The sequence below is a fragment of the Arthrobacter oryzae genome (assembly GCF_003634095.1).
Taxonomy (GTDB): Bacteria; Actinomycetota; Actinomycetes; order Actinomycetales; family Micrococcaceae; genus Arthrobacter; species Arthrobacter oryzae.
This window is the reverse complement of sequence record NZ_RBIR01000014.1, coordinates 41506-65042: the sequence shown is the minus strand read 5'-3', so window position 1 is coordinate 65042 and position 23537 is coordinate 41506. Positions and strand designations below refer to the sequence as shown.

General features: G+C 67.8%; 18 protein-coding genes and 1 pseudogene. 5 read left to right on the top strand and 14 right to left on the bottom strand.

Features of this window, described 5'->3' with window-relative positions:
• The 4 genes and pseudogenes from C8D78_RS19350 to C8D78_RS19330 form a co-directional block, all read left to right on the top strand.
• Positions 1-210: pseudogene (locus C8D78_RS19350) on the top strand (hypothetical protein); the annotation flags it as partial.
• Positions 211-401: 191 nt separating this feature from the next.
• Positions 402-944 carry a PadR family transcriptional regulator gene (locus C8D78_RS19345; RefSeq protein ID WP_120955484.1) on the top strand — a complete coding sequence of 181 codons (543 nt, stop codon included), beginning with the start codon at positions 402-404 and terminating at the stop codon, positions 942-944.
• Positions 945-949: 5 nt separating this feature from the next.
• Complete coding sequence (locus tag C8D78_RS19340; protein WP_120955483.1) at positions 950-2662, top strand: ABC1 kinase family protein; 1713 nt, start codon at positions 950-952, stop codon at positions 2660-2662.
• Positions 2663-2706: 44 nt separating this feature from the next.
• Complete coding sequence (locus C8D78_RS19330; protein WP_244208511.1) at positions 2707-3954, top strand: alpha/beta hydrolase; 1248 nt, start codon at positions 2707-2709, stop codon at positions 3952-3954.
• Between the two features lie 143 nt (positions 3955-4097).
• Here C8D78_RS19330 and C8D78_RS19325 read toward each other — a convergent pair whose 3' ends face one another.
• The 5 genes from C8D78_RS19325 to C8D78_RS19310 all read right to left on the bottom strand — a co-directional run bounded on the left by C8D78_RS19325 (position 4098) and on the right by C8D78_RS19310 (position 10847).
• Complete coding sequence (locus tag C8D78_RS19325; protein WP_244208514.1) at positions 4098-5924, bottom strand: gamma-glutamyltransferase family protein; 1827 nt, start codon at positions 5922-5924, stop codon at positions 4098-4100.
• A 106-nt stretch (positions 5925-6030) separates the two neighbouring features.
• Entirely contained in the window at positions 6031-6159 is a 129-nt protein-coding gene (locus C8D78_RS20095) for an MFS transporter small subunit (RefSeq protein WP_279629541.1), read from the bottom strand.
• 1 nt (position 6160) lies between these two features.
• The gene (locus tag C8D78_RS19320) at positions 6161-7555 is read right to left on the bottom strand and encodes an OFA family MFS transporter (RefSeq protein ID WP_120955481.1); all 1395 of its coding nucleotides are present in this window, start codon (positions 7553-7555) and stop codon (positions 6161-6163) included.
• Between the two features lie 175 nt (positions 7556-7730).
• Positions 7731-10217: a Tex family protein gene (locus C8D78_RS19315; RefSeq protein WP_425266723.1), complete on the bottom strand. Its 2487-nt coding sequence runs from the start codon at positions 10215-10217 to the stop codon at positions 7731-7733.
• A gap of 24 nt (positions 10218-10241) precedes the next feature.
• A complete protein-coding gene (locus C8D78_RS19310; RefSeq protein WP_120955479.1) occupies positions 10242-10847 on the bottom strand; it encodes an SOUL family heme-binding protein in 606 nt (201 codons plus the stop codon).
• 176 nt (positions 10848-11023) lie between these two features.
• Between C8D78_RS19310 and C8D78_RS19305 the strand changes: the two genes are divergently transcribed.
• Positions 11024-14632, top strand: coding sequence for a TM0106 family RecB-like putative nuclease (locus C8D78_RS19305; RefSeq protein WP_120955478.1), 3609 nt, complete (start codon positions 11024-11026; stop codon positions 14630-14632).
• A gap of 72 nt (positions 14633-14704) precedes the next feature.
• On the opposite strand, the gene C8D78_RS19300 is transcribed toward C8D78_RS19305, so the two are convergent.
• The 9 genes from C8D78_RS19300 to C8D78_RS19265 form a co-directional block, all read right to left on the bottom strand.
• On the bottom strand, positions 14705-15595 hold the full coding sequence (locus tag C8D78_RS19300) for a triose-phosphate isomerase family protein (protein ID WP_120955477.1): 891 nt from the start codon (positions 15593-15595) through the stop codon (positions 14705-14707).
• A gap of 63 nt (positions 15596-15658) precedes the next feature.
• Positions 15659-17008: an MFS transporter gene (locus tag C8D78_RS19295; protein ID WP_120955476.1), complete on the bottom strand. Its 1350-nt coding sequence runs from the start codon at positions 17006-17008 to the stop codon at positions 15659-15661.
• A 131-nt stretch (positions 17009-17139) separates the two neighbouring features.
• On the bottom strand, positions 17140-17268 hold the full coding sequence (locus C8D78_RS20090; protein WP_279629540.1) for a hypothetical protein: 129 nt from the start codon (positions 17266-17268) through the stop codon (positions 17140-17142).
• Positions 17269-17280: 12 nt separating this feature from the next.
• A complete protein-coding gene (locus C8D78_RS19290) occupies positions 17281-18048 on the bottom strand; it encodes an SDR family NAD(P)-dependent oxidoreductase (protein WP_120955475.1) in 768 nt (255 codons plus the stop codon).
• A gap of 34 nt (positions 18049-18082) precedes the next feature.
• Positions 18083-19066, bottom strand: a complete 984-nt coding sequence (locus C8D78_RS19285; protein WP_208642015.1) for a 3-hydroxyacyl-CoA dehydrogenase family protein — start codon at positions 19064-19066, stop codon at positions 18083-18085.
• 2 nt (positions 19067-19068) lie between these two features.
• Positions 19069-19551 carry a ribose-5-phosphate isomerase gene (locus tag C8D78_RS19280; RefSeq protein WP_120955473.1) on the bottom strand — a complete coding sequence of 161 codons (483 nt, stop codon included), beginning with the start codon at positions 19549-19551 and terminating at the stop codon, positions 19069-19071.
• The gene (locus C8D78_RS19275; protein ID WP_120955472.1) at positions 19548-21350 is read right to left on the bottom strand and encodes a dihydroxyacetone kinase family protein; all 1803 of its coding nucleotides are present in this window, start codon (positions 21348-21350) and stop codon (positions 19548-19550) included. Before C8D78_RS19275 ends, C8D78_RS19280 begins: the two co-directional genes overlap by 4 nt.
• Positions 21351-21449: 99 nt before the next feature.
• The gene (locus tag C8D78_RS19270; protein ID WP_120955471.1) at positions 21450-22454 is read right to left on the bottom strand and encodes a sugar phosphate isomerase/epimerase family protein; all 1005 of its coding nucleotides are present in this window, start codon (positions 22452-22454) and stop codon (positions 21450-21452) included.
• Between the two features lie 147 nt (positions 22455-22601).
• On the bottom strand, positions 22602-23312 hold the full coding sequence (locus C8D78_RS19265) for a GntR family transcriptional regulator (protein ID WP_120955470.1): 711 nt from the start codon (positions 23310-23312) through the stop codon (positions 22602-22604).
• Positions 23313-23537: the final 225 nt, after the last annotated feature.

The following is a 23537-nucleotide window of genomic DNA, read 5'->3' as shown; positions in this document are numbered from 1 at the left end:
ATCCACTACTGGTCCCGCGGCGGCCCCACCGCCACCGACAACGGAACCCTGCTCTGCTCCCACCACCACCACGTCATCCACAAAGAACACTGGACCATCCACCTCAAAAACGGCACCCCCTGGTTCATCCCGCCACCCCACCTGGACCCCACCCAACAACCCCGACGCAACCACTACTTCAAACCCACCCACCTCACCACCGCCGCATAACGACGGGCGTATGGCGACCGCCGCATAGCGTCGGCCTGCGTCCCGGCCGGGAGCCACCGAACCTCGGAACCGCTGAGAAGTCCCGGTTTTCGGCCCCTGAACGGACCGGAGCCGCTCTTGGTTTCGTGAATTCCCGGATGTATCGTTGACTATCGTTGTATATCGTTCGCGACCTTCCAGAGGAGAGCATGATGCGCAATTCATACCCGGCAGACGGATTTCGCGGCAATAATGTCGACAGCATGTGGCAGGCCGTTGAGGAGTTGCGTTCGAGGTTCGAGAAGCGCTCGGGGTCCCGGGCGGGGAAAGGCGAGGTGCGCTCGGCTGTGCTGGCACTGCTCGCGGAACGGCCGATGCACGGGTACCAGATCATCCGTGAAATCGAGGAGCGCAGCCGTGGCAGCTGGAAGCCCAGCGCGGGCTCCGTCTATCCCACTCTCCAACTCCTAGCCGACGAGGGCCTTATCCGCGCCGAGGAATCCAACGGCCGCAAGATCTACTCCCTTACGGACGCGGGCCGCGAGGAAGTCGCGGGTGCCGCTACTTCGACTCCCTGGGAGTCGACGGGACCGGCGTCGGGCACCGGGTTCGCGGCGCTGCCCAAGGCCGGCGTCGAACTCGCACAGGCCGCCTCCCAGGTGGGCCGCACCGGCACGCCGGAGCAAGTGCAGGAAGCCGTGGCGGTGCTCAACGACGCGCGCCGCCGGCTGTACGCGATCCTCGCCCAGGGCTGACAGGGGTGACGTCGGTACACCGGGAACGCGCAGATCCAAAAGCCCGCGCCGGGGACCACCGCGCCCGCTATCGCCGCATCCTGCGCTTCGCCGCATGGCATCTCGTGGTGACCTGGTGGTTTGAGTTGTTCCTTCCTCGCATCGGGTTGGTGCGGATTTCCGAGCGCACCCGGGCCAAGAGGATGCGGCGTTTTGCGCAACGCTTCCATGTGCTGGCGGTGAGCCTTGGCGGTCTCATGATCAAGGTGGGTCAGTTCCTGTCCTCCCGGCTGGATGTCCTGCCGCCGGAGATCACCAAAGAACTCGAGGGGTTGCAGGATGAGGTGCCCCCGGTTCCCTTCGCCGCGATCCGCACCCTCGCCGAGACTGAACTCGGCGCGCCGCTGGAGCGGTTGTTCGCCTCGATCGAGGAGACGCCGATCGCAGCAGCATCCCTTGGGCAGGCGCACCGGGCCAAGCTCCGCCCGGATGACGCCGCCGCCACCGGGCTCGAAAGTGTCGTGATCAAGGTCCAGCGGCCAGGCATCGACGCTATTGTCGACGTCGACCTGGCGGCACTGCGCAAAGTGGGCGGCTGGCTGAGCCATATCCGATTGGTGTCCGATCGCGCCGACATGCGCGCCCTGGTGGAGGAGTTTGCGCAGACCAGTCTGGAGGAGATCGACTACCTCAATGAGGGGGCGAACGCCGAGCGGTTCGGGGTCGATTTTGCCCATGACGGCCGCGTGGACGTGCCCGGCGTCGTCTGGGAGCAGAGCACCCGCCGAGTGCTCACCCTCGAGGATGTCACGGCGATCAAGATCACGGACGCGAAGGCACTTCTGGCAGCCGGCATCGACCCGGTGGAGGTTGCCCCGGTTTTTGCCTCCGTCATGTTCGACCAGTTGTTCACCACAGGTTTCTTCCATGCCGATCCACACCCGGGCAATATCTTTGTCACGCCGTCTACCGATCCGTCCGCAGAGCACCCCTGGAAGCTGACGTTCATCGACTTCGGCATGATGGGCGAGATCCCGCCGAGCACGCGCAGCGGCCTGCGAAAGCTGCTCATCGCGGCCGCCTCGCGTGACGGCAAGGGGCTGGTGGCCGCCATCCGGAACGTAGGTGTGCTGGTGCCCTCGGCCGACACCGTGGAGCTTGAGCGGGCAATGACGCACCTTTTTGCCCGTTTTGGCGGGATGGGATTCGCCGAGCTGCGCGAAGTGGACCCGCGGGAGTTCCGGGAATTCGCGGTGGAGTTCGGTGACGTGGTCCGGTCCTTGCCGTTCCAGTTCCCGGAAAACTTCCTGCTCATCATCCGGGCCATGTCACTGACCTCTGGAGTCTGCAGCTCCCTGGACGACCGCTTCAATCTGTGGGACTCGGTCGAACCGTATGCCGCCCAGCTGCTGCGGGAGGAGCGCGGCAACATCCTGCAGGACGCGGCCCAGCAGGCGCTCGATGCCGCCGGAATGGCCCTGGGCCTGCCGAAACGCCTGGATGGGCTGCTGACCCGGCTCGAGGACGGTTCACTGGCGGTCGCAAATCCGCGTCTTGAGCGGCAGCTGGGACGGCTGGAGCGCACGGCGCGGCGATCGGCATCGGCGCTGCTATTCGGTGCCCTCCTGATTTCCGGCTCCGTGGTCCGCGCGGATGACATGGTGCTCGGCAATGTCCTGATGATCGCGTCGGTGCTTCCGCTGCTGCATGGGCTGTGGGCGGGGCGCAGCGGTCTCTGATCGATCCGGTGAGGACTCCCCCGCCACGGGGATATCATCAAGCCGTGAAGGAAGGCCAGCCGTTGCGTCCTGAAAAGCCCTCCGAGGCCCCCATCCCCAAAGAACCCCGCCCCGCTTCCTGGAAATCCGCGATCCTCAACTGGAGCGGCGCTCTCGCGGCGGCCGCGCTGATAGCGGTCCCTCTCTGGATGCTGCTCAGCAACCCGGCCGTCCTCGGCGGCCACCCCGCCCTGCCAATTCTCCTGGTGGCCGCGGTCGCGTTGGGGATCGTCTGGGCCCTGTTTCTGGTCAGACACTGGAATCTGACGACCGACCCGGATCGGCGCACTCGCCATCAGCGAAGAGGCAGTATTGCGCCCGGGGAGCCGCACGGTGGCGCCCGGACGCACAACAACGCGGCAGCGCGCCGGCGTTTGTCCCGCGACAGAGTGCAGAGCAGCGGCGATGTTTCCACCTGGCAGTTGGTCCGCGGGATCGCGGGCAGGCTCACGGCCCTCGGGTTCGTGGCAGCGCTGGCGTGGCTCAACCCGTTCCCGTACCAACCCGGGAGCACCGCGCAGACAGCCGGAACCGTTGCACCTTCTGCGCCTTCAGATCCCTCAGGCCCCACAGACCCCACGACGTCCGGGGCGACCACCCCACCGGCCGGGCCTGCAACCTCCCACGCATCCGGCGTGGCCAAAACAGAGGACGCCACGTCCATCACCCTCACTCCGCAAGGCGTTCCCGAGGGCAAAGCCACCACAGGGCTGGTCTTCTACCCCGGCGCCAAGGTGGACGCCCACGCCTATCAAGACGTCCTAAAACCCCTTGCGGCCGCGGGCCATCTGGTGGTCATCCTGAAGGAGCCGCTGGGCATCTCCCTGCTGGATCCCGGCCAAGCCCGTGCAGCCATGGACCGGCATCCCGGGATCGGTTCCTGGGCCGTCGGTGGCCATTCGTTGGGCGGCGTGAGCGCGTCCGCCTTTGCGGCGTCGAACCACGACGTCGCCGGGCTGCTGCTCTTCGCCTCCTACCCGGCCGGGAACATGGCGGATGACGGCGGCCTCTCGGTGCTGTCCATCTCCGGGTCGAATGACGGCCTGAGCACCCCGGAGAAGATCGCGGCGTCGAAGCCCCTGCTCCCGCCGACGACCACCTACGTAACGGTTGTGGGCGGAGTTCACGCGTTCTTCGGGGACTACGGCGAGCAGCCCGGCGACGGCGTGCCGGGCGTCAGCCGCGAAGAGGCGCAGCAACAGATCGTCGCGGAGTCGCTCCGCTTCATGGACCAACTCCGGGCAGCCAGCTAACCGACGGCCAACAGACGCGAAACCGCGCGGCATCCAGCCGCCAGCGTCCCACGGCCGTCCAGGCCCTGACCAACGCCCAGCGTCCAGACCCGCCAGGCGTCCCCTGCATCGCTGAACCCTCAGCCCACCGAGCGCCCCGCCCGCTACCGGCCCGCGGCGTACCCTTGCGCACCCCGCGGATTCGCGGCCGCCTGCAGGACCCCGGTTTCAGGATCCCGCACGACGGCGGACAACCGTCCCAGCGTCCAGTCACCGGCCCGGGTGACAATGTGCCCCCGATGCTCAAGACCCTCGATCACGTCCTCCCCCAACCGGTCCTCAACGACGGCGCCGCCCGGCTCCCAGGTGCGCGGCCAGAAGGATCCGGGCATCGACGTCGTATGGAAGGTCGGCGCGTCGATTGCCTGCTGCGGGGAGTATCCGCCCACGATGGTCCGCAGCAGGTACGGCAGCTGCCATTGGTCCTGCTGGTCACCGCCTGGCGAACCCAGCGCGGTCACGGCCCGGCCGCCGCGCAGCACGAGGGTCGGCGTCAGGGTGGTCCGCGGACGTTTGCCGGGCGTCAGGGTGGACGGCGTGCCGGGCTCCAGCCAAGTCATCTGCAGCCTCGTGCCCAGGCAGAAACCCAGTTCCGGGATCGCGGGCGAGGACTGCAGCCAGCCGCCCGACGGCGTGGCGGAAACCATGTTTCCCCACCGGTCCACGACGTCGATATGGCAGGTGTCGCCCCGGGTCTCCCCGGTCTGCGCCACGGTTGGTTCCCCGACGCCCAAGGCCGCCGCGGAGCCGGATCTGGGTCCATGTCGGTCCGCAGTCCCCCCGCCTGCGGCGTTACTGCCTGCGGCGCCGCTGCCGTGTCTCCCGCTGGCCGACGCCGGCGGCACGTACCCGGTGCGCAGCAGCGGCCGATACGGATTGTGTCCCGGAACTGATCCGGGCCGGAACGCGTGGGACGCCCGGTCCGTGATCAGGGCCCGGCGGCTGTCGCAGTATTCCTCGGACAGCAGGTAGTCCAGCGGCACGTCGGTGTCCCCGTAGTAGGCCTCGCGGTCGGCGAGCGCAAGTTTCTGTGCCTCCAGGATTGTGTGGGCGCCCAGTTCGGTCGACGGATCAAGGTACCGGTCCTCGAAGCCGGCCAGGATCGCGAGGGTCTGCAGCAGCGCCGGCCCCTGGCCCCAGGGTCCGGTCTTGGCGATCGTGTGGCCGCGGAACTCCACGGTGGCGGCAGCCTCATACCCTGCCTGGAACTCCGCCAGGTCCGCCAAGGCAAGGACCCCGCGGTGGTCCATGCCCGAGGAGTGCCGGTGCGGGGCTTGCACCGATTCCACCATGGCCGCGGCCACGAAGCCCTCGCGCCACTCGCGCCGGGCGGCATCGATCCTGGCCTCCCGGGATGACTCACCGGCTCCGGCCTCAACAAGGCGCTGCAGCGTCCGGGCATAGGCCGGGTTGCGCACCAGTTCGCCCTCGGCCGGAATCCGGCCGCCGGGCATCCACAGGTCAGCCGACGTGGGCCAATGCGCCTGAAATAGCGCGCCCACGGCCGCGATGGTGGCCCCGACCCGCCCCAGCATCGGATGGCCGTCACGCGCGTAGCCGATAGCGAAATCCAGTACCGCATCCAGCTCCCAGGTTCCGTGATCGCGCAGCAGCAGGAACCAGGCGTCGACGGCGGCCGGAACCGCCGCGGCCAGGGCACCGGAGCCCGGAACCAGGTCCAGGCCCTCGGCCAGGTAATGCTCCACGGTGGCCCCGGCGGGCGCCGGGCCTTGGCCCATGAGGACCACCGGTTTGTCCGGCTGGTCGGCAGTGACGAAAATCCCGGTCATGTCACCGCCCGGTCCGTTGAGGTGCGGTTCCACCACATGGAGCACGAAGGCGCCGGCCACTGCGGCGTCAAAGGCGTTTCCGCCGCCCTCCAGCACGGCCTGGGCGGCCGCCGTCGGGAGCCAATGCGTGGACGCGCTCATTCCGAAGGTGCCCTGCAGCGTGGGGCGGGTGGTGAACGCCGCCGGGCGGGTGAACGGCACGCCGCCCGCGGGCGGGCGGCCTGGGGCGGCTCCTGCAACCACGGTGTCAGCCAAACAGCCCCGCCACCCGGGTGAGCGTCTCGTAGACCCCGTACGCGAGCGGAACGCCCACGAGGGCCCATGCAAGGATCAATTTTCCGGTGGACGGTGTCACCGGGGTCTGTGCAGTGCTCATCTCAGGCCTCCATGGCGGGTTCTTCGGACCGGACGCGGCCGGGACGGGGTTCGTGGAATCGTGCATCCACCAGGGAGACCAGCAGGTTCGCCACGAAGCCGATCACCAGCAGCGCCACCATGGTCAGCAGCGCGGGCTGATACGAGGCGGCGGTGAGCGCGCCGGGTTTGCCCTGCGCGTCGAGGAAGGCGTTGACGATCAGCGGGCCGGCGACTCCCGCCGCGGACCAGGCGGTCAGGAGGCGGCCGTGGATGGCTCCGACCTGGAAGGTCCCGAAGAGGTCGCGCAAGTAGGCCGGGGCCGTCGCGAATCCGCCGCCATAGAAGGAAATGATGACAAACGCCAGCGCCACGTAGAGGACGGTGGTGGTCGAGCCTGCCAGCGCGAGGACGGTGTAGAGCACCGCGCCGCCGCCGAGGAACAACATGTAGATCCGTTTGCGGCCGGTGGCGTCCGAGGTGGCGGACCAGGCGAACCGGCCGGCCATGTTGCCGATGGAGAGCAATCCCACGAAGCCGGCGGCCACAGCGGCACTGGCCAGGGAGGTGCCGTCGGGCTGGCGGAAGAAGTCCTGGATCATCGGTGCGGCCTGTTCCAGGATGCCGATGCCTGCAGTGACGTTGCAGAACAAGGCGATCCAGACGAGCCAGAACTGCCGGGTCTTGACCGCGTTCTTGGCGGAGACGTTCTCCGTGGTGACCAGTGCAGCCGCTCTGACGTTGGCGGGGTCGAAGCCTGCCGGCTTCCAGCCCTCGGCCGGGACCTTGATGGTGAAGGCGCCGAACATCATGTACGCCAGATAGACGACGGCGAGGGTCAGGAAGAGCTTGCCCACCGAGTCGCCGCTGGCCACCCAGCCCTTGGCACCGGAGTTGGGGTCGTACAGCTTGAGCAGCGCCGTGGAAACGGGGCTGGCGATCAGGGCGCCGCCGCCGAAGCCCATGATGGCCATGCCGGTGGCGAGTCCGGGCCGGTCCGGAAACCATTTGATCAGGGTGGACACCGGCGAAATGTAGCCGATGCCCAGCCCGATCCCGCCGACGACGCCATAGCCGAGGTAGACCAGCCAGAGTTGGCCGGTGAAGATGCCCAGGGACCCGATCAGGAAGCCGCTGGCCCAGAATACGGCGGAGGTGAACATCGCCTTGCGCGGCCCGTTCTTGTCCACCCAGGTGCCCATGATGGCGGCCGAAAGTCCCAGCATCACGATCGCGATGGAGAAGATCACGCCGATCTCGGTCAGGCTGGCACCGAAGTGCTTCACCAGGGCCGTCTTGTAGACGCTCGTCGCGTACGCCTGGCCGATGCACAGGTGCACGGCGAGCGCCGCAGGCGGCACGAGCCACCGGTTGAATCCCGGCGGGGCGATAGTTCGTTCGCGGTCCAGCCAACCCATAAATGCTCCCCTGCTCGTCAACGACATCGGTGTCCGGCTCATTGAGGCGACGGGCCCCTGAGAAGGACCGTTGCCTCCGGCAATCATGATGCAGATGATAAGCAAACGTTGTATTTATGCGCCGAGCGGTAGCAGTGTCGCGATAAGCGGCAGACAGAGTCCCGGCCGGGGCGCCCTATTTGCCCAGGCCGGCCTTCCGGAGCGCCTCGGCCATGGCGGTGTTGACCGGCGACGGCGCGGGCCTGGCCTGGGCGGCCGGCCGTGGCGGCTGGGGCTGCCGGCCCGCCGCGTTCGGGGCCTGCGGCTGGTCTTTCCGCTGGGCTTGCGGCCGCCGGCGCGAGGCGCCAGCCCCGGGCCCACCGGGGCCACCCGACCGCTCCCGGGACGGCGCACCGTCCCCGGAAGGTGCCGGCTCGTCGTCGAGCCTTAGCGTCAACGAGATGCGCTTCCGCTCCGGATCCGCCTCGAGGACCTTGACCCGGACCACCTGCCCGGACTTCACCACCTCGCGGGGATCGGAGACAAACCGGTTGGCGAGCGCGGACACGTGCACCAGCCCGTCCTGGTGAACCCCGATGTCCACGAACGCGCCGAAGGCCGCCACATTGGTCACGGTACCCTCCAGCACCATCCCCGGCCGGAGGTCGGAGATCTTCTCGATCCCTTCCGCGAACGCGGCCGCCGCGAAGGCCGGACGGGGGTCGCGGCCGGGCTTTTCGAGCTCGGCGATGATGTCCTGTACCGTGGGCAGGCCGAATGACCCGTCCACGAAGTCCTGCGGGTTCAGCGCCGCGTAGCTTCCCGCGGCCGGAGCCTTCCCTGCCGCGGCCTTGATTTTCCGCGCCACGGGGTACGCCTCGGGGTGCACGCTCGAGGCGTCCAGCGGCTCCGCTCCCCCGGTGATCCGCAGGAAGCCGGCGCACTGCTCAAACGCCTTGGCACCCAGCCGCGGGACCTTCTTCAGCTCGCTGCGCTTGTTGAAGGGGCCGTGCTCGTTCCGGTAGGCCACGATGTTCTCGCTCAGCAGGGGCCCGACGCCGGCCACCCGGCTCAGCAGCGCCGGTGAGGCCGTGTTGACGTCGACGCCCACGGCATTCACGCAGTCCTCCACCACCGCGTCCAGGCTGCGGTCCAGCTTCGCGGCCGTGACGTCGTGCTGGTACTGCCCGACGCCGATCGACTTCGGCTCGATCTTCACGAGTTCGGCGAGCGGGTCCTGCAGCCTCCGGGCGATCGAGACGGCGCCGCGCAGGGAGACGTCCATGCCCGGCAGTTCGGCCGCGGCGAGCGCCGACGCCGAATAGACCGAGGCTCCGGCCTCGGACACCACGATCTTCTGCGGCTTGATCTCCGTCCCGGACGAGAGCTGCTTGATCAGTTCCCCGGCCAGTTTGTCCGTCTCCCGCGATGCCGTCCCGTTGCCGATCGCGACGAGTTCGATGCCGTGCTTCGTGGCCAGGCCCACGAGGGTCCGCAGTGCCTCGTCCCATTTCCGGGCCGGGGCGTGCGGGTAGACGGTGTCCGTCGCAACCACCTTGCCGGTGCCGTCGACCACCGCGACCTTCACCCCGGTGCGCAGTCCCGGGTCGAGGCCCAGGGTGGCGCGGTTCCCGGCGGGCGCGGCCAGCAGCACATCGCGCAGGTTGGCGGCGAAGACGCGCACGGCCTCGTCTTCTGCAGCGGCGAACATCCGGCTGCGCAGGTCTGCCGTCAGCCGTGCCAGCACCCGCGAGCGCCACGCCGCCTGGGCGGTCTGCAGCAGCCAGGCATCGGCGGGCCGGCCGCGGTCGGCGACCCCGAGGAACCTGGCCACCGCCGCCTCGTAACGGCCGCGCGCGGCGGTGAGGGCGGCGTCGTCGGTCGGTTCAGCCTCGGCGAGATCCAGCTCCAGCACCCCGTCCTTTTCGCCGCGCAGCAGCGCCAGGACGCGGTGCGACGGCATCCCGGACGGCTGCTGGGAGAACTCGAAGTAGTCCTTGAACTTCTGGCCCTCGGCGTCCTTGCCCTTCTTGACGCGCGAGACCATCCGGCCCTGCGTCCAGAGCCGCTCCCGCAGCGTCGCGGCCAGGTCGGCGTCCTGCGCGACGCGCTCCACCAGGATGGCGCGGGCACCGGCGAGGGCCGCCGCGGGGTCCCCGATCGAATGCTCGGCGTTCAGGTACTTGGCTGCCTCGCGGTCCGGGTCCAGCTCCGGGCGCTTCAACAGCACGTCCGCGAGCGGCTCCAGGCCGGCCTCGCGGGCGATCTGCGCCTTGGTCCGCCGCTTGGTTTTGAACGGGAGGTAAATGTCCTCGAGCCGCGACTTCGTGTCGGCCCCGACGACGGCGGCCTGCAGTTCCGGGGTCAGCGCACCCTGCGCGGCGATGGCTTCGAGGATGGTCCGGCGCCGGTCCTCGAGTTCGCGGAGGTACCGCAGCCGCTCCTCCAGGTCGCGCAGCTGGGTGTCATCCAGCGTCCCGGTGGCTTCCTTGCGGTACCGGGCGATGAACGGCACGGTGGATCCGGCGTCGAGCAGGTCCACGGCGGCTTTGACCTGCCAGGCCTGCACGCCGAGCTCGTCCGCGATCTGGGCGGCGATGCCCGATTCCTGGGTGTGCGGAGTGCCGGACTTGGGTGCCGGGCTGGAAGCGGGTGAGGCGGGGCGCTGCGGGAGTTGAGTCACCCTGTCCATTTTGCCCTACCCGGGTCAGCGGCCGGAGGCGCCCGGCCCGGGGAGGGGCTCGGCGACGTCCTGGAGGACCTCGTTGTGGCGCAGGAGCCACGGCTTGAACGGCGGATCAAAACGGGCGAATCGCGGCGGCCCCACGGGCGTCAGCCCGGCTACCACCAGCGCCGCCTGGAGGCCAACGTTGTGCTTTTCAAAGGCAGCTTCGGACCCGCTGCCCGAGAACCGGAGGGCGGCCGCCAGCGAGCCGGGGACATCCCGGACCTTGACGTCCGCGTCGGACGGGACGGGGGCCGTCTCCGCCGTCAGCCCGGCGGGGAGCACGAAGGCCACCACAAAATCAGCGGGTTCATCTTTTCCCGGCAGCGGACCGCTCTGGAGCACCGGGGCGGTCATCGCCAGCTTCTGCGAAGCACCGACTTCCTGGATTACCGGGGCCGTCATCGCCAGCTTCTGACGGGCGGTGTTGCTGCCGCTGATGTAGTTGAACAGGTGCCGGAAGGCCGCATTCCCGGCCCGGTCAAATGTCGCGTTGACCTTGATCTCGGCCACAACATACGCGGGATAGCGGCGCAGCTCGAAGTGCGCGTAGCGCTGGACCAGCTCAAAGGGTTGCTGTTCGGTCATAATCCTCAGACCCTACGCCGAACCTCTGACAGGAACCAGTGCCTTGTGGTGGTTGCGGGGCCGGGTTCGCGCCGGGTTTGGGCTTATTGTCAGAGGGCTTTGATAACTTGAACAGCGGAGGCCGGACTCGGCTTATTCAAGCCCGATCACCAGAGGGCAGCGACGACGGGGGCACAGTGTTTTTCCTTGAACCTGAGGTACCCGGCTCATCACCGGACCTGATCTACTCCGCGAGCGATCTTGTGGTGGCCGCGAGCTGCGAGTACCAGCTGCTCCGGAAGCTCGACGAGAAACTGGGCCGTTCCCCCAAAGCTGTCTTCGACGACGACGAGATGCTCCGGCACGCCGCCGTGCTGGGTGACCGCCACGAGCACAAAGTCCTCGCCGGTTTCGTCGAGGAGTTCGGCCCCTGGGATCCGGCCGCCGGCCGCGGAGTGTACGACGTCGTTCCCGCGGACGCCATGGACCGCGCCACCTTGGCCGCCAAGCATGCCGAGTCCATTGAGGCGCTGCGGGCGGGCGCCGACGTCGTCTTCCAGGCGGCCTTCTTCGACGGCCAGTTCCACGGCCGCTCGGATTTCCTGGTGCGGCAACCGGACGGAAGCTACGCCGTGTTCGACACCAAACTAGCCCGCCATGCAAAGGTGACGGCGCTGCTCCAGCTGGCGGCGTACGGGGACCAATTGCTGAAGGCGGGGATCACACCGGACCCGGCTGTGACCCTGGTCCTTGGCGCTACTGTCCCTCTCCCGGACGGCGGATTCGACTACGTCCGCAGCCACCACAAGCTTTCGGAGATCCTGCCGGTTTTCCGCGAGCGCCGGGAGCGTTTCCTGGCCTTGGTCACCGCCCACAGGGCGCAGCCCGATGCCGTGCGATGGGATGCACCCGGGCTCGCCGCCTGCGGCCGCTGCGACTACTGCCAGGAACAGCTTAAAGCCACCGACGACCTGCTCCTCGTGGCCCGGATGAACTCGGCTACGCGCAAGAAGCTCCGGACCGAGGGCATCCGCACGGTCCGGGAACTCGCGGAAGCCGTCCTGGTCAACCCCAATGCCTCGCTGCTGCGCCTGCAGGATCAGGCCCGCATGCAAAGCGGCACCGGCGCCTCGGACGGCGGGGTGAGCTACCTCAAGGACGGCGAAGAGCACAGCATCCGCTTTGCGGTCCTGCCGGAGAACACGCTGGCCGAGCTGCCCCCACCCAGCAAGGGAGACATCTTCTTTGACTTCGAGGGCGACCCTTTGTGGCAGGAAAGCGCCACGGGAGTCTGGGGGCTGGAGTATCTGTTCGGCGTGATCGAGGCGCCCACCGGGCCCGGCCTCCCCGGGGTTTTCAGGCCGTTCTGGGCCCACGACCGGGAGGCGGAGAAGCAGGCGTTCCTCGACTTCCTGGACTATGTGGAGAAGCGCCGGCGGGACTACCCGGACATGCACGTCTACCACTATGCCGCTTATGAGAAGACGGCGCTGCGGAAGCTCTCGGTGCTGCACGTGGCCGGCGAAGACGTTGTGGACGAGTGGCTGCGCGAGGGACTGCTGGTGGACCTGTACCAAACGGTCCGGAACAGCATCCGGATCTCCGAGAACTCCTACAGCATCAAGAAACTCGAGCCGCTGTACATGGGGACGAACCTGCGCTCCGGGGACGTGAAGGACGCCGGAGCTTCCGTGGTTGCCTATGCCCATTACTGCGATGCGCGCGACGACCACCGGCCCGGGCAAGCGGCGGAGATTCTCGCGGGGATCTCCGACTACAACGAATACGACTGCCTCTCCACGCTGGAGCTGCGGAACTGGCTCCTCGGCCTGGCCCGGGAACGTGGGATCAGGCCGGTTGGCGAACACGCGGCAGCCGCGTCCGCGGCCGGTGACGGCAGTGCGGATTCCGGAGGGGCATCGGCCGAACCGGATCCGCTCGAAGTGGCACTGACTGAACTGTCGGGTCCCGGCGCCTGCCTGCCGGAAGAGGACCGGAAGGCAGTTTCCATGCTGGCGGCAGCCGTCAGCTATCACCGCAGGGAGCGCAAGGCGTTTTGGTGGGCGCACTTCGACCGTTGCGAAAATGGCCCCCACACGCATCACCAGCAGGACCGGAACGTCTTCCTCGTCGAGGACGCCGAGGTGCTCGAGGACTGGTGGAAAGACGGCGCCAAGCTTCCGGAGCGGAAGGTGAAATTGATCGGCACGGTCAGCCCGGGCTCGGACCTGCGCGAGGGCAGCACGTGGTTCCGCATGTATGAGCCGCCGCTGCCGGCCGGCCTCGAAGGCACGGGGATCAACGGGACCGGGCGCAACGGCTGGTTCGGCACCGAGGTCCTGGAGCTGGGGCACGAGGACGGCAGGGACACCGTGGTCATCCGGGACAAGCTTCGCAGGAACCTCGAACCGTACGGCCAGGTCCCCGTCGCGCTGACCGAAGACCAGCCCATCCAGACCAAGAGCCTTGAGGACGCCTTGGCCTCCCTGGCCGCGGTCGTTACGGGTGCACTGCGGACCTCGCCGCCCACTTTGCCCCGCCATCCGGCCTTGGATCTGGTCCGCCGGGTTCCGCCTCGGCTGGCCTCCGGAGCGCAGCTGCCAGCGCCCGGCGAAGGCCCGGACCGATTTATTGATGCAATCACGGCGGCGGTGCTGGCCCTGGACCATTCCTACCTGGCAGTGCAGGGCCCGCCCGGAACGGGCAAGACCCACGTGGGATCCCACGTCATCGCCAGGCTGGTGGAGCGTGGGTGGAAAGTCGGCGTCGTCGGTCAGTCCCATGCGGTGGTGGAGAACCTGCTGAACACCGCCGTCACCAAGGCCGGCGTCGACCCGGCAGTGGTGGCCAAGGACGTCAAACACGCCGAGTCACTCCCCTGGGGGCAGCGCTCGGCGGCGGACGTGGCACGCCTGCTCAGCTCGCCCGGCGGCGCCCTCATCGGCGGCACCGCCTGGACTATGACGGGCGCAAACGTCCCGGCCGGGTCGCTGGATCTACTGGTGATCGACGAGGCCGGGCAGTTCTCCCTGGCCAACACCCTGGCCGTGGCCCAGGCCAGCAGCCGGCTGCTGTTGCTCGGTGATCCCCAGCAACTGCCGCAGGTGAGCCAGGGCGCCCACCCCGAGCCCGTGGACGAGTCAGCCCTGGGCTGGATTTCCGCCGGCCATGCCACCCTGCCGCCGGAACTTGGCTATTTCCTGGCCGATTCGTGGCGGATGGCCTCGGAACTGTGCGGCGCCGTCTCTGATCTCTCCTATGAGGGAAAACTACGTGCAGCGCCGGCCGCCGATCTCCGCCGGCTCGACGGAGTCCCGTCCGGGATCGAAACCGTCATGGTGGAGCACAGCGGCAACACCACGTCCTCCCCGGAAGAAGCGGCCGAGGTGGTCCGTCAGATACGGCGGCATCTGGGTCTGAGCTGGCATTCCGAGGAGGGTACCCGGCCGCTCAACGCCGCCGACATCCTGGTGGTGGCGGCATACAACGCCCAGGTCAACGTCATCCGCGACGCCCTCGACGCCGCGAACCTCTCCGGCGTGCGCGTCGGGACCGTGGACAAGTTCCAGGGTCAGGAGGCCGCCGTGGTGATCGTGTCCATGGCGTGTTCCGCGGTGGCAGAAGCCCCGCGCGGCATGGAGTTTCTGCTCTCGCGCAACCGCATCAATGTGGCAGTGTCCCGCGGTCAGTGGCGCGCCGTGGTGGTCCGGGCCCCCGAGCTGACCAACTACCTCCCCGTCCATCCCGAGGGTCTGGAACAGCTGGGCGGATTCATCGGCCTGTGCCAAAGGTCGGTCCCGGCGTAGCCCACGGGCCACACAACACCCCACAGGGCGAGGAACATGCTCATCCTTGGCCCGTCGCTCAGAGGGACATGCTCAATCTTGGCGGTAACCAAGGGACACTTCGGCATCATGCCCATTGCTCGCGGCCAGGACTGAGCATGTCCGACCTTCCCTTGTCCCCTGGGGGCCCGGACCGGCGTCCCGCTCCCCGAGCAGCAATGCCTCATCGAGCACGCGCCCGAAGTTGGCGGGGTCGTGTGCAAACCGGCCCAGGAAGAGGCCCGAGACGCCCTCGAGCGCGGGCAGCAGTCCGGGCTTGGCCGAACCGCCATAAATGATCGGCAGCTCCGGCACCCCTGCCGCGGCGAGACGGCTGCGGAGACCGCGGACGACGTCGGACACGTATCCGGCGTCCGCGGGCTCGGCCGCGCCAATGGCCCAGACCGGTTCATAGGCCACCACCAAACGGCCGGCGCGGTTCCAATCGCCGTCGACGGCCGAGGCGATCTGACGGTAAACCTGGTCCGCGGCCGCATCCGGCTCCCCCCGCCCGGATTCCCCGACGCAGAGCAACGGCGTGAGCCCGGCGTCCTCGGCCGCCCGGGTCTTGAGGGTGATCATGGCGTCGTCCTCGCCCAGGTGCCGGCGGCGTTCGGCGTGGCCGATTTCCACGAGCCGGACGCCGAGTTCCGCGAGCATGGACGGGGCCACCTCGCCGGTCCACGGGCCGTCGGCCCAGCCGCAATTCTGGGCGCCGAGCAGCAGCGGCGTCCCCGCCACCAGACGCGCCGCCGCGGGCAGGACGGGAAAAGATGGAATCACAAACGGGACAACCCGCCCGGCCGCGAGGGCCGGACGGGCGTCCACTTCGAGCCGCAGCCGCTCCAGCCAGTCCAGACTGTCCCTGTAGCCCAGGTACATCTTGGCGCTGACACCCACCAGGATGCTGGGGCGGTCGGTCTGGCTGCCGGGGGTGTGCTGCATTGCGGGTGCTTTCTGCTTGGTCCAGGCCGCTGAGAGCCTACGTGAGCTGATCCAGACGAACGGCTAGTGCTCCAGCAGTTCGTCGGCCTTGTTCCTGAATCGCTTGGTGGCGAACATCATCGCCGCGGCCAGGAACGGGAGCACGCCCAGGGCGTAGACACCCATGGTTCCGGTGTCGGACGCGGTCATCTGGTTGACGGAGGTCCGCAGAATCGGAGCCACAAAGCCGCCCAGGTTGCCGAGCGAGTTGATCAGGCCGATGCCGGCGGCTGCGGCAGTGCCGGTGAGGAACGCGGTCGGGTAGGACCAGGCGATGGGGCCGATGGACAGGAAGCTGCAGACCGCGAGGCTGATGAAGATGATGCCGAGGGCCGGAATGTGGTTGGCGCCGGCCCAGGCCGAGCCGAAGATGCACAGGCCGGTGGAGATGAAGAGCCCGGTGCCCCAGACCCGGCGGCGGACCACCGTGTTGGCGGCCCTGCCAATGAAGTAGCAGGCGAAAATGCCGAAGAACCACGGGATGGCTGCCATGAGTCCGACGGCGAGACCCACCTTCTGCCCGGTCAGCTGCGACACCTGCTGCGGCAGGTAGAACGTGACGCCGTAGACGGCGACCTGCAGGCAGAAGTAGATGACCGTGAAGTACCAGACCTTGCCGTTCTTCATGGCGGCCAGCACACCGCGCGGGCCGGTCTCTTCCTTGACGGTGTCTTCCAGCGCCATGACGTCCAGGAGAGCCTTCTTCTCGTCCGTCTTCAGGAATTTGGCGTCCTGCGGGGTGTTGATCAGGAAGAAGTATGCGGCGACGCCGGCGGCGACGGCCAGCATGCCTTCGACGAAGAACATGACCTGCCAGCCTTGGACGCCGGGGAACTGGTCGCCGATGTTGATGAGCCAGCCGGACAGCGGTGCGCCCATCATCTGGGAGAAGGGCTGGGCGAGGTAGAAGATCGCGAACATCTTGACCCGGACCTTGTTGGGGAACCACGCGGCCAGGAACATGATGACGCCCGGGAACAGACCCGCCTCGGTCACACCCAGCAGGAAGCGCAGGATGATGAAGGACGTCTCGCCCTGCACGAACGCGAAGCAGGCGGAGACGATCCCCCACGTGATGGCGATGCGGGCCAGCCACACCTTGGCGCCGAACTTCGTCAGGAGCAGGTTGCTCGGGATCTCAAACAGTGCGTAGCCGATGAAGAAAATACCGGCACCCAAGGCGAAGGCGCCGGCGCTAATGCCCTTGTCCACGCCGAGCGCCGCCTCGGAAAAGCCCACGTTGGTGCGGTCCAGGAAGGCCACCACATACAGGATGACGAGCATCGGCATGAGCCGCCGGGAGGCCTTGGAGATAGCCGATTTCAGGACCGGCGTCTCCAGGAGCTCCCGGGTGGTTGGTGTTGCTACGGACATCAAAACTCCTCATTGAGTGAATCAGTTGAGTAGATCAGGAAGGTAGAACGGGTGAAACGAATGGGGCAGTGCGCGGAGAACGGCCGGATCTGGCCCCGAAAGGCAGGGCCGGATCCGGCAGGGTGAAACGTCTAGCGTGAAAAAACCATCATCAGGACGCCGGCCAGGCAGGCCAGGATCCCGACGGCGAGGTAGATCTTCCGTCCCTTGCTCCAGGCTGCGGCTCCGGAGTTGGCGGTGGTTTGGCTGTGTTGTGCCACGGCGCTTCTTTCCTAGTGCATGTAGAGTCCGCCATCCACATTCAGCGTCTGGCCGGAGATGTAGCCGGCGTCCTCGCTGATGAGGAAGGCGATGGCGGCGGCGATGTCCCGGGTGGACCCGACGCGGTTGACCACGAGGTCTTTGGTGAGTTCGTCCTTGCGTTCCTCGCTGAGGGTGCCGCCCATGATGTCGGTGTCGATGGGGCCCGGGGAGATGGCGTTGACTGTGATGTCGTATTCGCCCAGTTCACGGGCCGTTGCCCGGGTCAGGCCGATCACGCCGGCCTTCGCCACCGAGTACGGCGTCTTGGAGAACGTGCCGCCGCCACGCTGCGCGGAGACGGAGGAGATGTTCACGATGCGCCCGATCCTGTTCTTCACCATGGACTCGGCGACGCGGCGGGTGGCGTAGTGGACGCCGTTGAGGTTGATGTTGAGCACGCGGTCCCATTCGGCGGCGTCGAGTTCCAGGTACGGGACCGGTGAGCTGACGCCGGCCACGTTGGCGAGGGCCACAATCTGCGGCAGCTCGGCCTCGATGGCGTCAATCGCGGCCCGCACGGATGCCTCGTCGGATACGTTGGCGCCGGCGCCGCAGGCCTTGATGCCGTGCTCGGCGGCCAGTTCCTTAGCCGCAGCCTTGCAGCGCGCGTCGTCGAGGTCGATGATGCCGATGTTCCAGCCCTGGGCGGCAAGGTAATTGGCGGTGGCGCGGCCGATGCCGCGCTCGGACACAGCGCCGGTGATGATGGCCGTGCGTTCTGCCGGGAATGTGCTCATGGGTGCTCCTGAAGAGTGTGAAAAGTGCAGGGGGTCAGTTGATGGGGGCGGGACCGAGATCCTCGAGCAGCTGCTGCATGGCCACGTACGCCTTGTTCCGGTAGGCGATCAGCTCCGGCGTGCGCTCGGCCGGGACGTTGAGGAACCCGGCCCCGGACTTGGTGCCCAGCTTTCCGGCCTCCACCAGCTCGGTGAGGATTTTCGGCGTCGCGAAGCGTTCCGGGAAGTCGGTCTGGAGCGACTTGTAGCAAAAGTTGTAGACATCCAGTCCGGCCATGTCGGCGATCGCGAAGGGCCCAAAAAACGGCAGCCGGAAGCCGAAGGTGGTGCGGACCAGGGTGTCGATGTCCTCCGCGGTCGCGATCTCCTGTTCAACCAGCTGGGCGGCCTCGTGGAACAGCGCGTACTGGAGGCGGTTAAGCACGAAGCCCGTGACGTCCTTGACGACGGCGGTCTGCTTGCCCGCGGCGTGGACCAGTTCGCGGACGGCGCCGACCGTGGCCGCCGACGTGCCTGCGTGGGGGATGATTTCCACGCCGGGGATGAACGGTGACGGGTTGGAGAAGTGAACGCCCAGGAACCGTTCCGGGTGGGTGACCGGCTCGGACAGGTCCGCGATGGAGATCGTGGAGGTGTTGGAGCCGATGATCGCATCCCGACGGGCCGCCGCACTGATGCGGGCCAGGGTCTGGTGCTTGATCGCGATGACCTCGGGCACGGCCTCTTCGATGAAGTCGGCATCCGCCACGGCCTCCTCAATGTCCCTGGCGGCCCACAGGTTTTCCTTGAGCACCTCCGTGGAACCTTGCGGGAACAGCCCGGCGGCCACGAATTCGTCTGATTCCGCCAGGAGCCGCTCGAAGTTCTTCTGCGCCACCTCGGCGGACACGTCGGCCAGCGCGACGCGCGCCCCGCCGAGCGCCAGGACCTGCGCGATCCCACCGCCCATGTAGCCGGAGCCGACGACGGCGATCTTGCGGGCGGCGTTGACGGCCGCGGTATCTGTTGCTTCGGTCATGTTCAGACTGCCTTCGTGTATTCGGGTTCGTAAGAGCAGATGGCGTCCACCTTCGCGGCGGAGGAGGAGTTTTCATCGAAGCGGTGGCTCAGCCATTCGCCCACGAGCTTCTTGGCCAGCTCCAGCCCGATGACGCGCTGCCCGAGCGTGAGGACCTGGGCGTTGTTGCTCAGGACGGAGCGTTCCACGGAGTAGCTGTCGTGGGCCGTAACGGCACGGATGCCGGGGACCTTGTTGGCCGCGATCGCCACGCCCAGGCCGGTGCCGCAGATCAGCAGCGCCCGGTCGGCGTCGCCGTCGGCGATTTTGCGGGCCGCGTCGACGGCCACGTGCGGATAGGCGGTGGCGTCGTTGGCTCCGACGCCCACGTCCAGCACCGACGCCACGCGGGGGTCGGCTTCGAGGAGTGCCTTTAGGGCGTTCTTGTATTCGACGCCGGCCTCATCGTTGCCGACGACGATGCGCCAGCCTGCTGTTGCGCTCATGCTCGTGCTCCTTGCTTGGCCGGCTCGTCGTGTGTGAGCCCGGCGTGGGTTTGTGCAGTATCCGGTGATGCAATATCTGGTGTTGCAGTGCCTGCGTGGGTTGAGATCCGGGCCGCGATCAGCGCGAAGGACACCGCTCCGGGGTCCGGGTGTCCGAGGCTCTTTTCGGCGAGGGGACGGGCCCGGCCCTTGAGCGGCCGGAGGCCGGCCGTCTGGTCGGCGGCTGTCTGCGCGGCGGAAGCAGCCGCGGCGAGCGAGGGGCCCACCGAGGTGCCGCCGTCGAGCGCGCCGAGGAAGGCGTCCCGGAACGGCAGCAGCGCATCCACCATGGTCTTGTCCCCCGGCTCCGCCTTGCCGAGCTCCGTGATGGCATCAGTGAAGGCGGTGACGGCTGCGGCCGCGTCCTCGCCGGAATAGCTGTCACGGTTGCCCAGTGCGAGTCCGGCCGCGATGATCGCCGAGCCCCATAAGGCACCGGAGGTCCCGCCGGCGCGCTCGCTCCAGGCCTCCCCCGCAGCGGTCAGGATCCGTGACGGCGAAGCGCCGCCGTCGTTCGCCGCCGCCTGCTCGGCCGCCGCGACTGCCGCGTCCACGCCGCGGCGCATGCCGATCCCGTGGTCGCCGTCGCCGGCGATGGCATCGAGTCGGCCCAGTTCTTCCTCGTGCTCAACGATCACGTCCCGCGTCTGGCCGAGGAGGTCAGCCGCGAGCCGTCCGAGGACGGCCGCCGCGGCGGCGGGTCGTTCGACGTCGGCGGCCTTCTCGGCGTCCGGCCCGGCGAGTTCACGGCGGGCGCGCGGCGCCAGATTTCCCTTGCGGAACGCGGGTGTGTCCGCCGGGGCGGCCCAGAACTGTTCGAGTTCCTCGTCCAGCCACAGCAGGGTCAGGGAGAGTCCGGACATGTCCAGGCTGGTGACGAGCTCGCCGCATTCAGGCTCCACGACGGTAAGCCCGGCGGCGCTGAGGAGCTTCTCGATCTTGCCGAAGAGCAGGAAGAGCTCGTCGTACTTGACCGTGCCCAGGCCGTTGACGATCGCGACGACGCGGGTGCCGGCGTCGTCGGGTTTGTCGGCCAGGAGCTTGCTGACGAGGAGTTCTGCCAGTTCCGAGGCGGTGGGCATGGGGTGATCCGAGATGCCCGGTTCGCCGTGGATGCCCAGGCCAAGGGACATGTGCCCGGCGGGGACGGTGAACAGCGGGGCTTCGGCGCCGGGCAGAGTGCAGCCGTCGAAGGCCACGCCGAGCGAGCGGGTGCGGTAGTTGGTGCGGATGGCCAGCCGTTCGACGTCGTCCAGGCTCAGTCCCGCCTCGGCGGCGGCGCCGGCGATTTTGAACACTGTGAGGTCCCCGGCGATTCCGCGGCGTTTTTCGATCTGGTCCAGCGGGGCGCTGGCGATGTCGTCCGTGACGAGGACCGTGCGGGTTTCGATGCCTTCGGCGTTGAGGCGCAGCTGGGCCTGGCCGAAGTGCAGGACGTCCCCGGCGTAGTTGCCGTAGCTCAGCAGCACTCCGCCGCCGGCGTTGGCCGCCTTGGCCACGCGGTAGACCTGGCCGGCCGCGGGCGAGGCGAACATGTTGCCGCAGGCCGAGGCGGTGGCCAGGCCCGGCCCGACCAGGCCAGCGAAAGCCGGGTAGTGCCCGGAGCCTCCGCCGACCACCAGGGCGACCTGTCCGGCGGGGACCTCGGTGGAACGGACGACGCCGCCGTCGACTCGGGCCACGTAGCCGCGGTTGGCCGCCACGAAGCCGTCCAGTGCCTCATCCGCGAAATCAGCGGGGTTGTCGAAGATCTGGGTCATGGTTTCCTCATTGAATCCGTGTTGGAGAAGTGGATCTGGGGTGGAAATGGAGTGGTGCGGCCGCCCCCAAATGGCTTGACGGCCGCACCACGCGCCGGGTTAGGCGCTGGCGAGTTCCGCGGCTGCCGGGACCTGCCGGCCCTGGGCGACCTGGCTCCGGCCGAGGGCGTAGCCGTCGGTCTTCGGCAGGACCTGGCGGCGGAGGTAGTCCTGGTTGCTGGCCGTGACGCTGAGGCCGTCTCCGCCGTAGTGCTCGGTGCAGAGGATGCCCTGGAAACCGACCGAGAGGGCGAACTTGAAGGCCTCGCGGTAGTTGATGAGGCCGCTTTCCATCGGGGCCGGCATGGCGACGTACGTGTCCCGGGCGACGTCCTCGTCACGGATGTAGTTCTTCATGTGCCAGTAGTTGGAGTACGGCAGGGTCTTGGCCACCATCTCGCGCCAGTCCTCGATCGGGCGGTGGAGCCGGATGAGGTTGCCGATGTCCGGGTTGAGGCCGACGTTCGCCAGTCCAATGTCCTGGACCAGCTGAACGGAGGAATCCGCGGTGCCGAGGTAGGTGTCCTCGTACATTTCAAGCGAGAGCAGGACGCCGACGTCGGCCGCGTGCCTGCCGAGTTCCCGGAGCCGCGTCACGGCCTTGTCCCAGGTGTCCTTGTCCCCCACCGGATCCTTGTAACCCTCAATGGTCCAGAACCACAGCTGCTTCTGCTGCTCGGCGGTGATGGCCTGATGCAGCCCGAACGAGACGACCTCGCAGCCCAGCTCGGCCGCGGCGTCGATGGTGCGGTGGCTGTAGGCCAGGTTGGCCTCCCAGTTACCGGCCTCGATCACGCTGCGACGGATGGCTGAAATGACGGGGATGCCGATGCCCACGTTGTCCGCGGTCTGCTTGAACTCGGCAAGTCTTGCGGGGCTAAGGTCGCCGGGGCGGACCCAGCTGTCCGTAAGGTCGGCGTTGGCGAAGCCGGCGTCCTTGACTTCCCGCAGCACGTCGGCCCAGGCCGAGGCGTCAGCATTGTTGATGTGTGAGCCCTGGGCGTCAGTGCCCGGGAACTGGAGCAGCGCCGCGGTGATCGGCCAGTTTTCGGCGGTGTAGGCCATGGGTTCACTCCTTCGTGGAATCCTGTTTCCTATAGGATTTACTATCTAAAGGATGTTGTCAAGATCACATCAGGGCATATCGGCAACAATCGAAGATCCTATAGGGATTCTCTCCGTGCGAGAAGAGGTCCTCGAAAATGCTTACGGCTAGTCTGCCGGTGCGTCGGCGATGGCCCGGCCCCGGACCTTGCGCACATGCTCGGCCATGGCGGCCTCGGCCTGCTGGGGGTCCCCGGAGGCAAAGGCATCCAGGACTGCCTGGTGTTCGGCGATCGCGTGCTCGGCGTCAGTGATGCCCACTCCCCCGAACAGGCGGAAACGCTGAATCTGTCCACCCAGCGCGGCATAGGCGGCCACCATGAATTGGTTGCCCGTCTGCTCCGCGATCAGCCGATGGAACCGCTCATCGGCTTCGAGATAGCTGCGGAATTCGGCAAAGGAGGGGCCGCGCGGCGCGTCCTTGAGATCGGTGACCGCCTGCTCCAGTTCCCTGAGGTGGCCGGGCGTGAGGCGTGAGCAGGCCAGGCGCGCATTGACGGGCTCGATCGCAAGCCGGGCTTCCATGAGCTCGGCGAAATCCTCTTGGGTGAATACCGGAGCCACCCGGTAGCCCTTGAGGGCCACCCGGCGAACCATGCCGGTGTGTTCGAGCCTGGCCAGCGCTTCGCGGACCGGCGTCGGCGAAACGTCGAGTTCCCGTGCGGTTCCATCGATGCTCACCGCAGCCCCGGGTTCCAACCGGCCATCCATCAGCGACGCCAGAAGCTCTTCATACACGTGGTCCGCCAGGACCTGCCGGCTGACGGGACGGCCCGCGGAGCGCCCCTCAGCGCCGCTGCCCGTGGAAGCTAGTTGCATGTTCAGATCCTATAGGACCTGGCCCGGCGACACTCCCCCAAGGGACATGCTCATCCGCAGGCCAGGTCAGCCACGGACATGCTCACCCGCAAGCCAGGTCAGCGACGGACATGCTCACTGTTAAACGCCAACAGTGGGCAGAATGGCATTCTGCCCACTGTTCGTGGCCGCGGCTGAGCATGTCCAGCCGGCGTGGGCCGCGGCGCGCGAGAGTTCGGCGCGCCC

Coding starts and splice junctions, on each gene's coding strand:
- C8D78_RS19275 (WP_120955472.1), bottom strand. CDS start 21,350: ATGACCCAGATCTTCGACAACCCCGCTGATTTCGCGGATGAGGCACTG.
- C8D78_RS19295 (WP_120955476.1), bottom strand. CDS start 17,008: ATGTCCGTAGCAACACCAACCACCCGGGAGCTCCTGGAGACGCCGGTC.
- C8D78_RS19290 (WP_120955475.1), bottom strand. CDS start 18,048: ATGAGCACATTCCCGGCAGAACGCACGGCCATCATCACCGGCGCTGTG.
- C8D78_RS19345 (WP_120955484.1), top strand. CDS start 402: ATGCGCAATTCATACCCGGCAGACGGATTTCGCGGCAATAATGTCGAC.
- C8D78_RS19325 (WP_244208514.1), bottom strand. CDS start 5,924: ATGAGCGCGTCCACGCATTGGCTCCCGACGGCGGCCGCCCAGGCCGTG.
- C8D78_RS19300 (WP_120955477.1), bottom strand. CDS start 15,595: ATGCAGCACACCCCCGGCAGCCAGACCGACCGCCCCAGCATCCTGGTG.
- C8D78_RS19270 (WP_120955471.1), bottom strand. CDS start 22,454: ATGGCCTACACCGCCGAAAACTGGCCGATCACCGCGGCGCTGCTCCAG.
- C8D78_RS19280 (WP_120955473.1), bottom strand. CDS start 19,551: ATGAGCGCAACAGCAGGCTGGCGCATCGTCGTCGGCAACGATGAGGCC.
- C8D78_RS19265 (WP_120955470.1), bottom strand. CDS start 23,312: ATGCAACTAGCTTCCACGGGCAGCGGCGCTGAGGGGCGCTCCGCGGGC.
- C8D78_RS19285 (WP_208642015.1), bottom strand. CDS start 19,066: ATGACCGAAGCAACAGATACCGCGGCCGTCAACGCCGCCCGCAAGATC.
- C8D78_RS19310 (WP_120955479.1), bottom strand. CDS start 10,847: ATGACCGAACAGCAACCCTTTGAGCTGGTCCAGCGCTACGCGCACTTC.
- C8D78_RS19320 (WP_120955481.1), bottom strand. CDS start 7,555: ATGGGTTGGCTGGACCGCGAACGAACTATCGCCCCGCCGGGATTCAAC.
- C8D78_RS20095 (WP_279629541.1), bottom strand. CDS start 6,159: ATGAGCACTGCACAGACCCCGGTGACACCGTCCACCGGAAAATTGATC.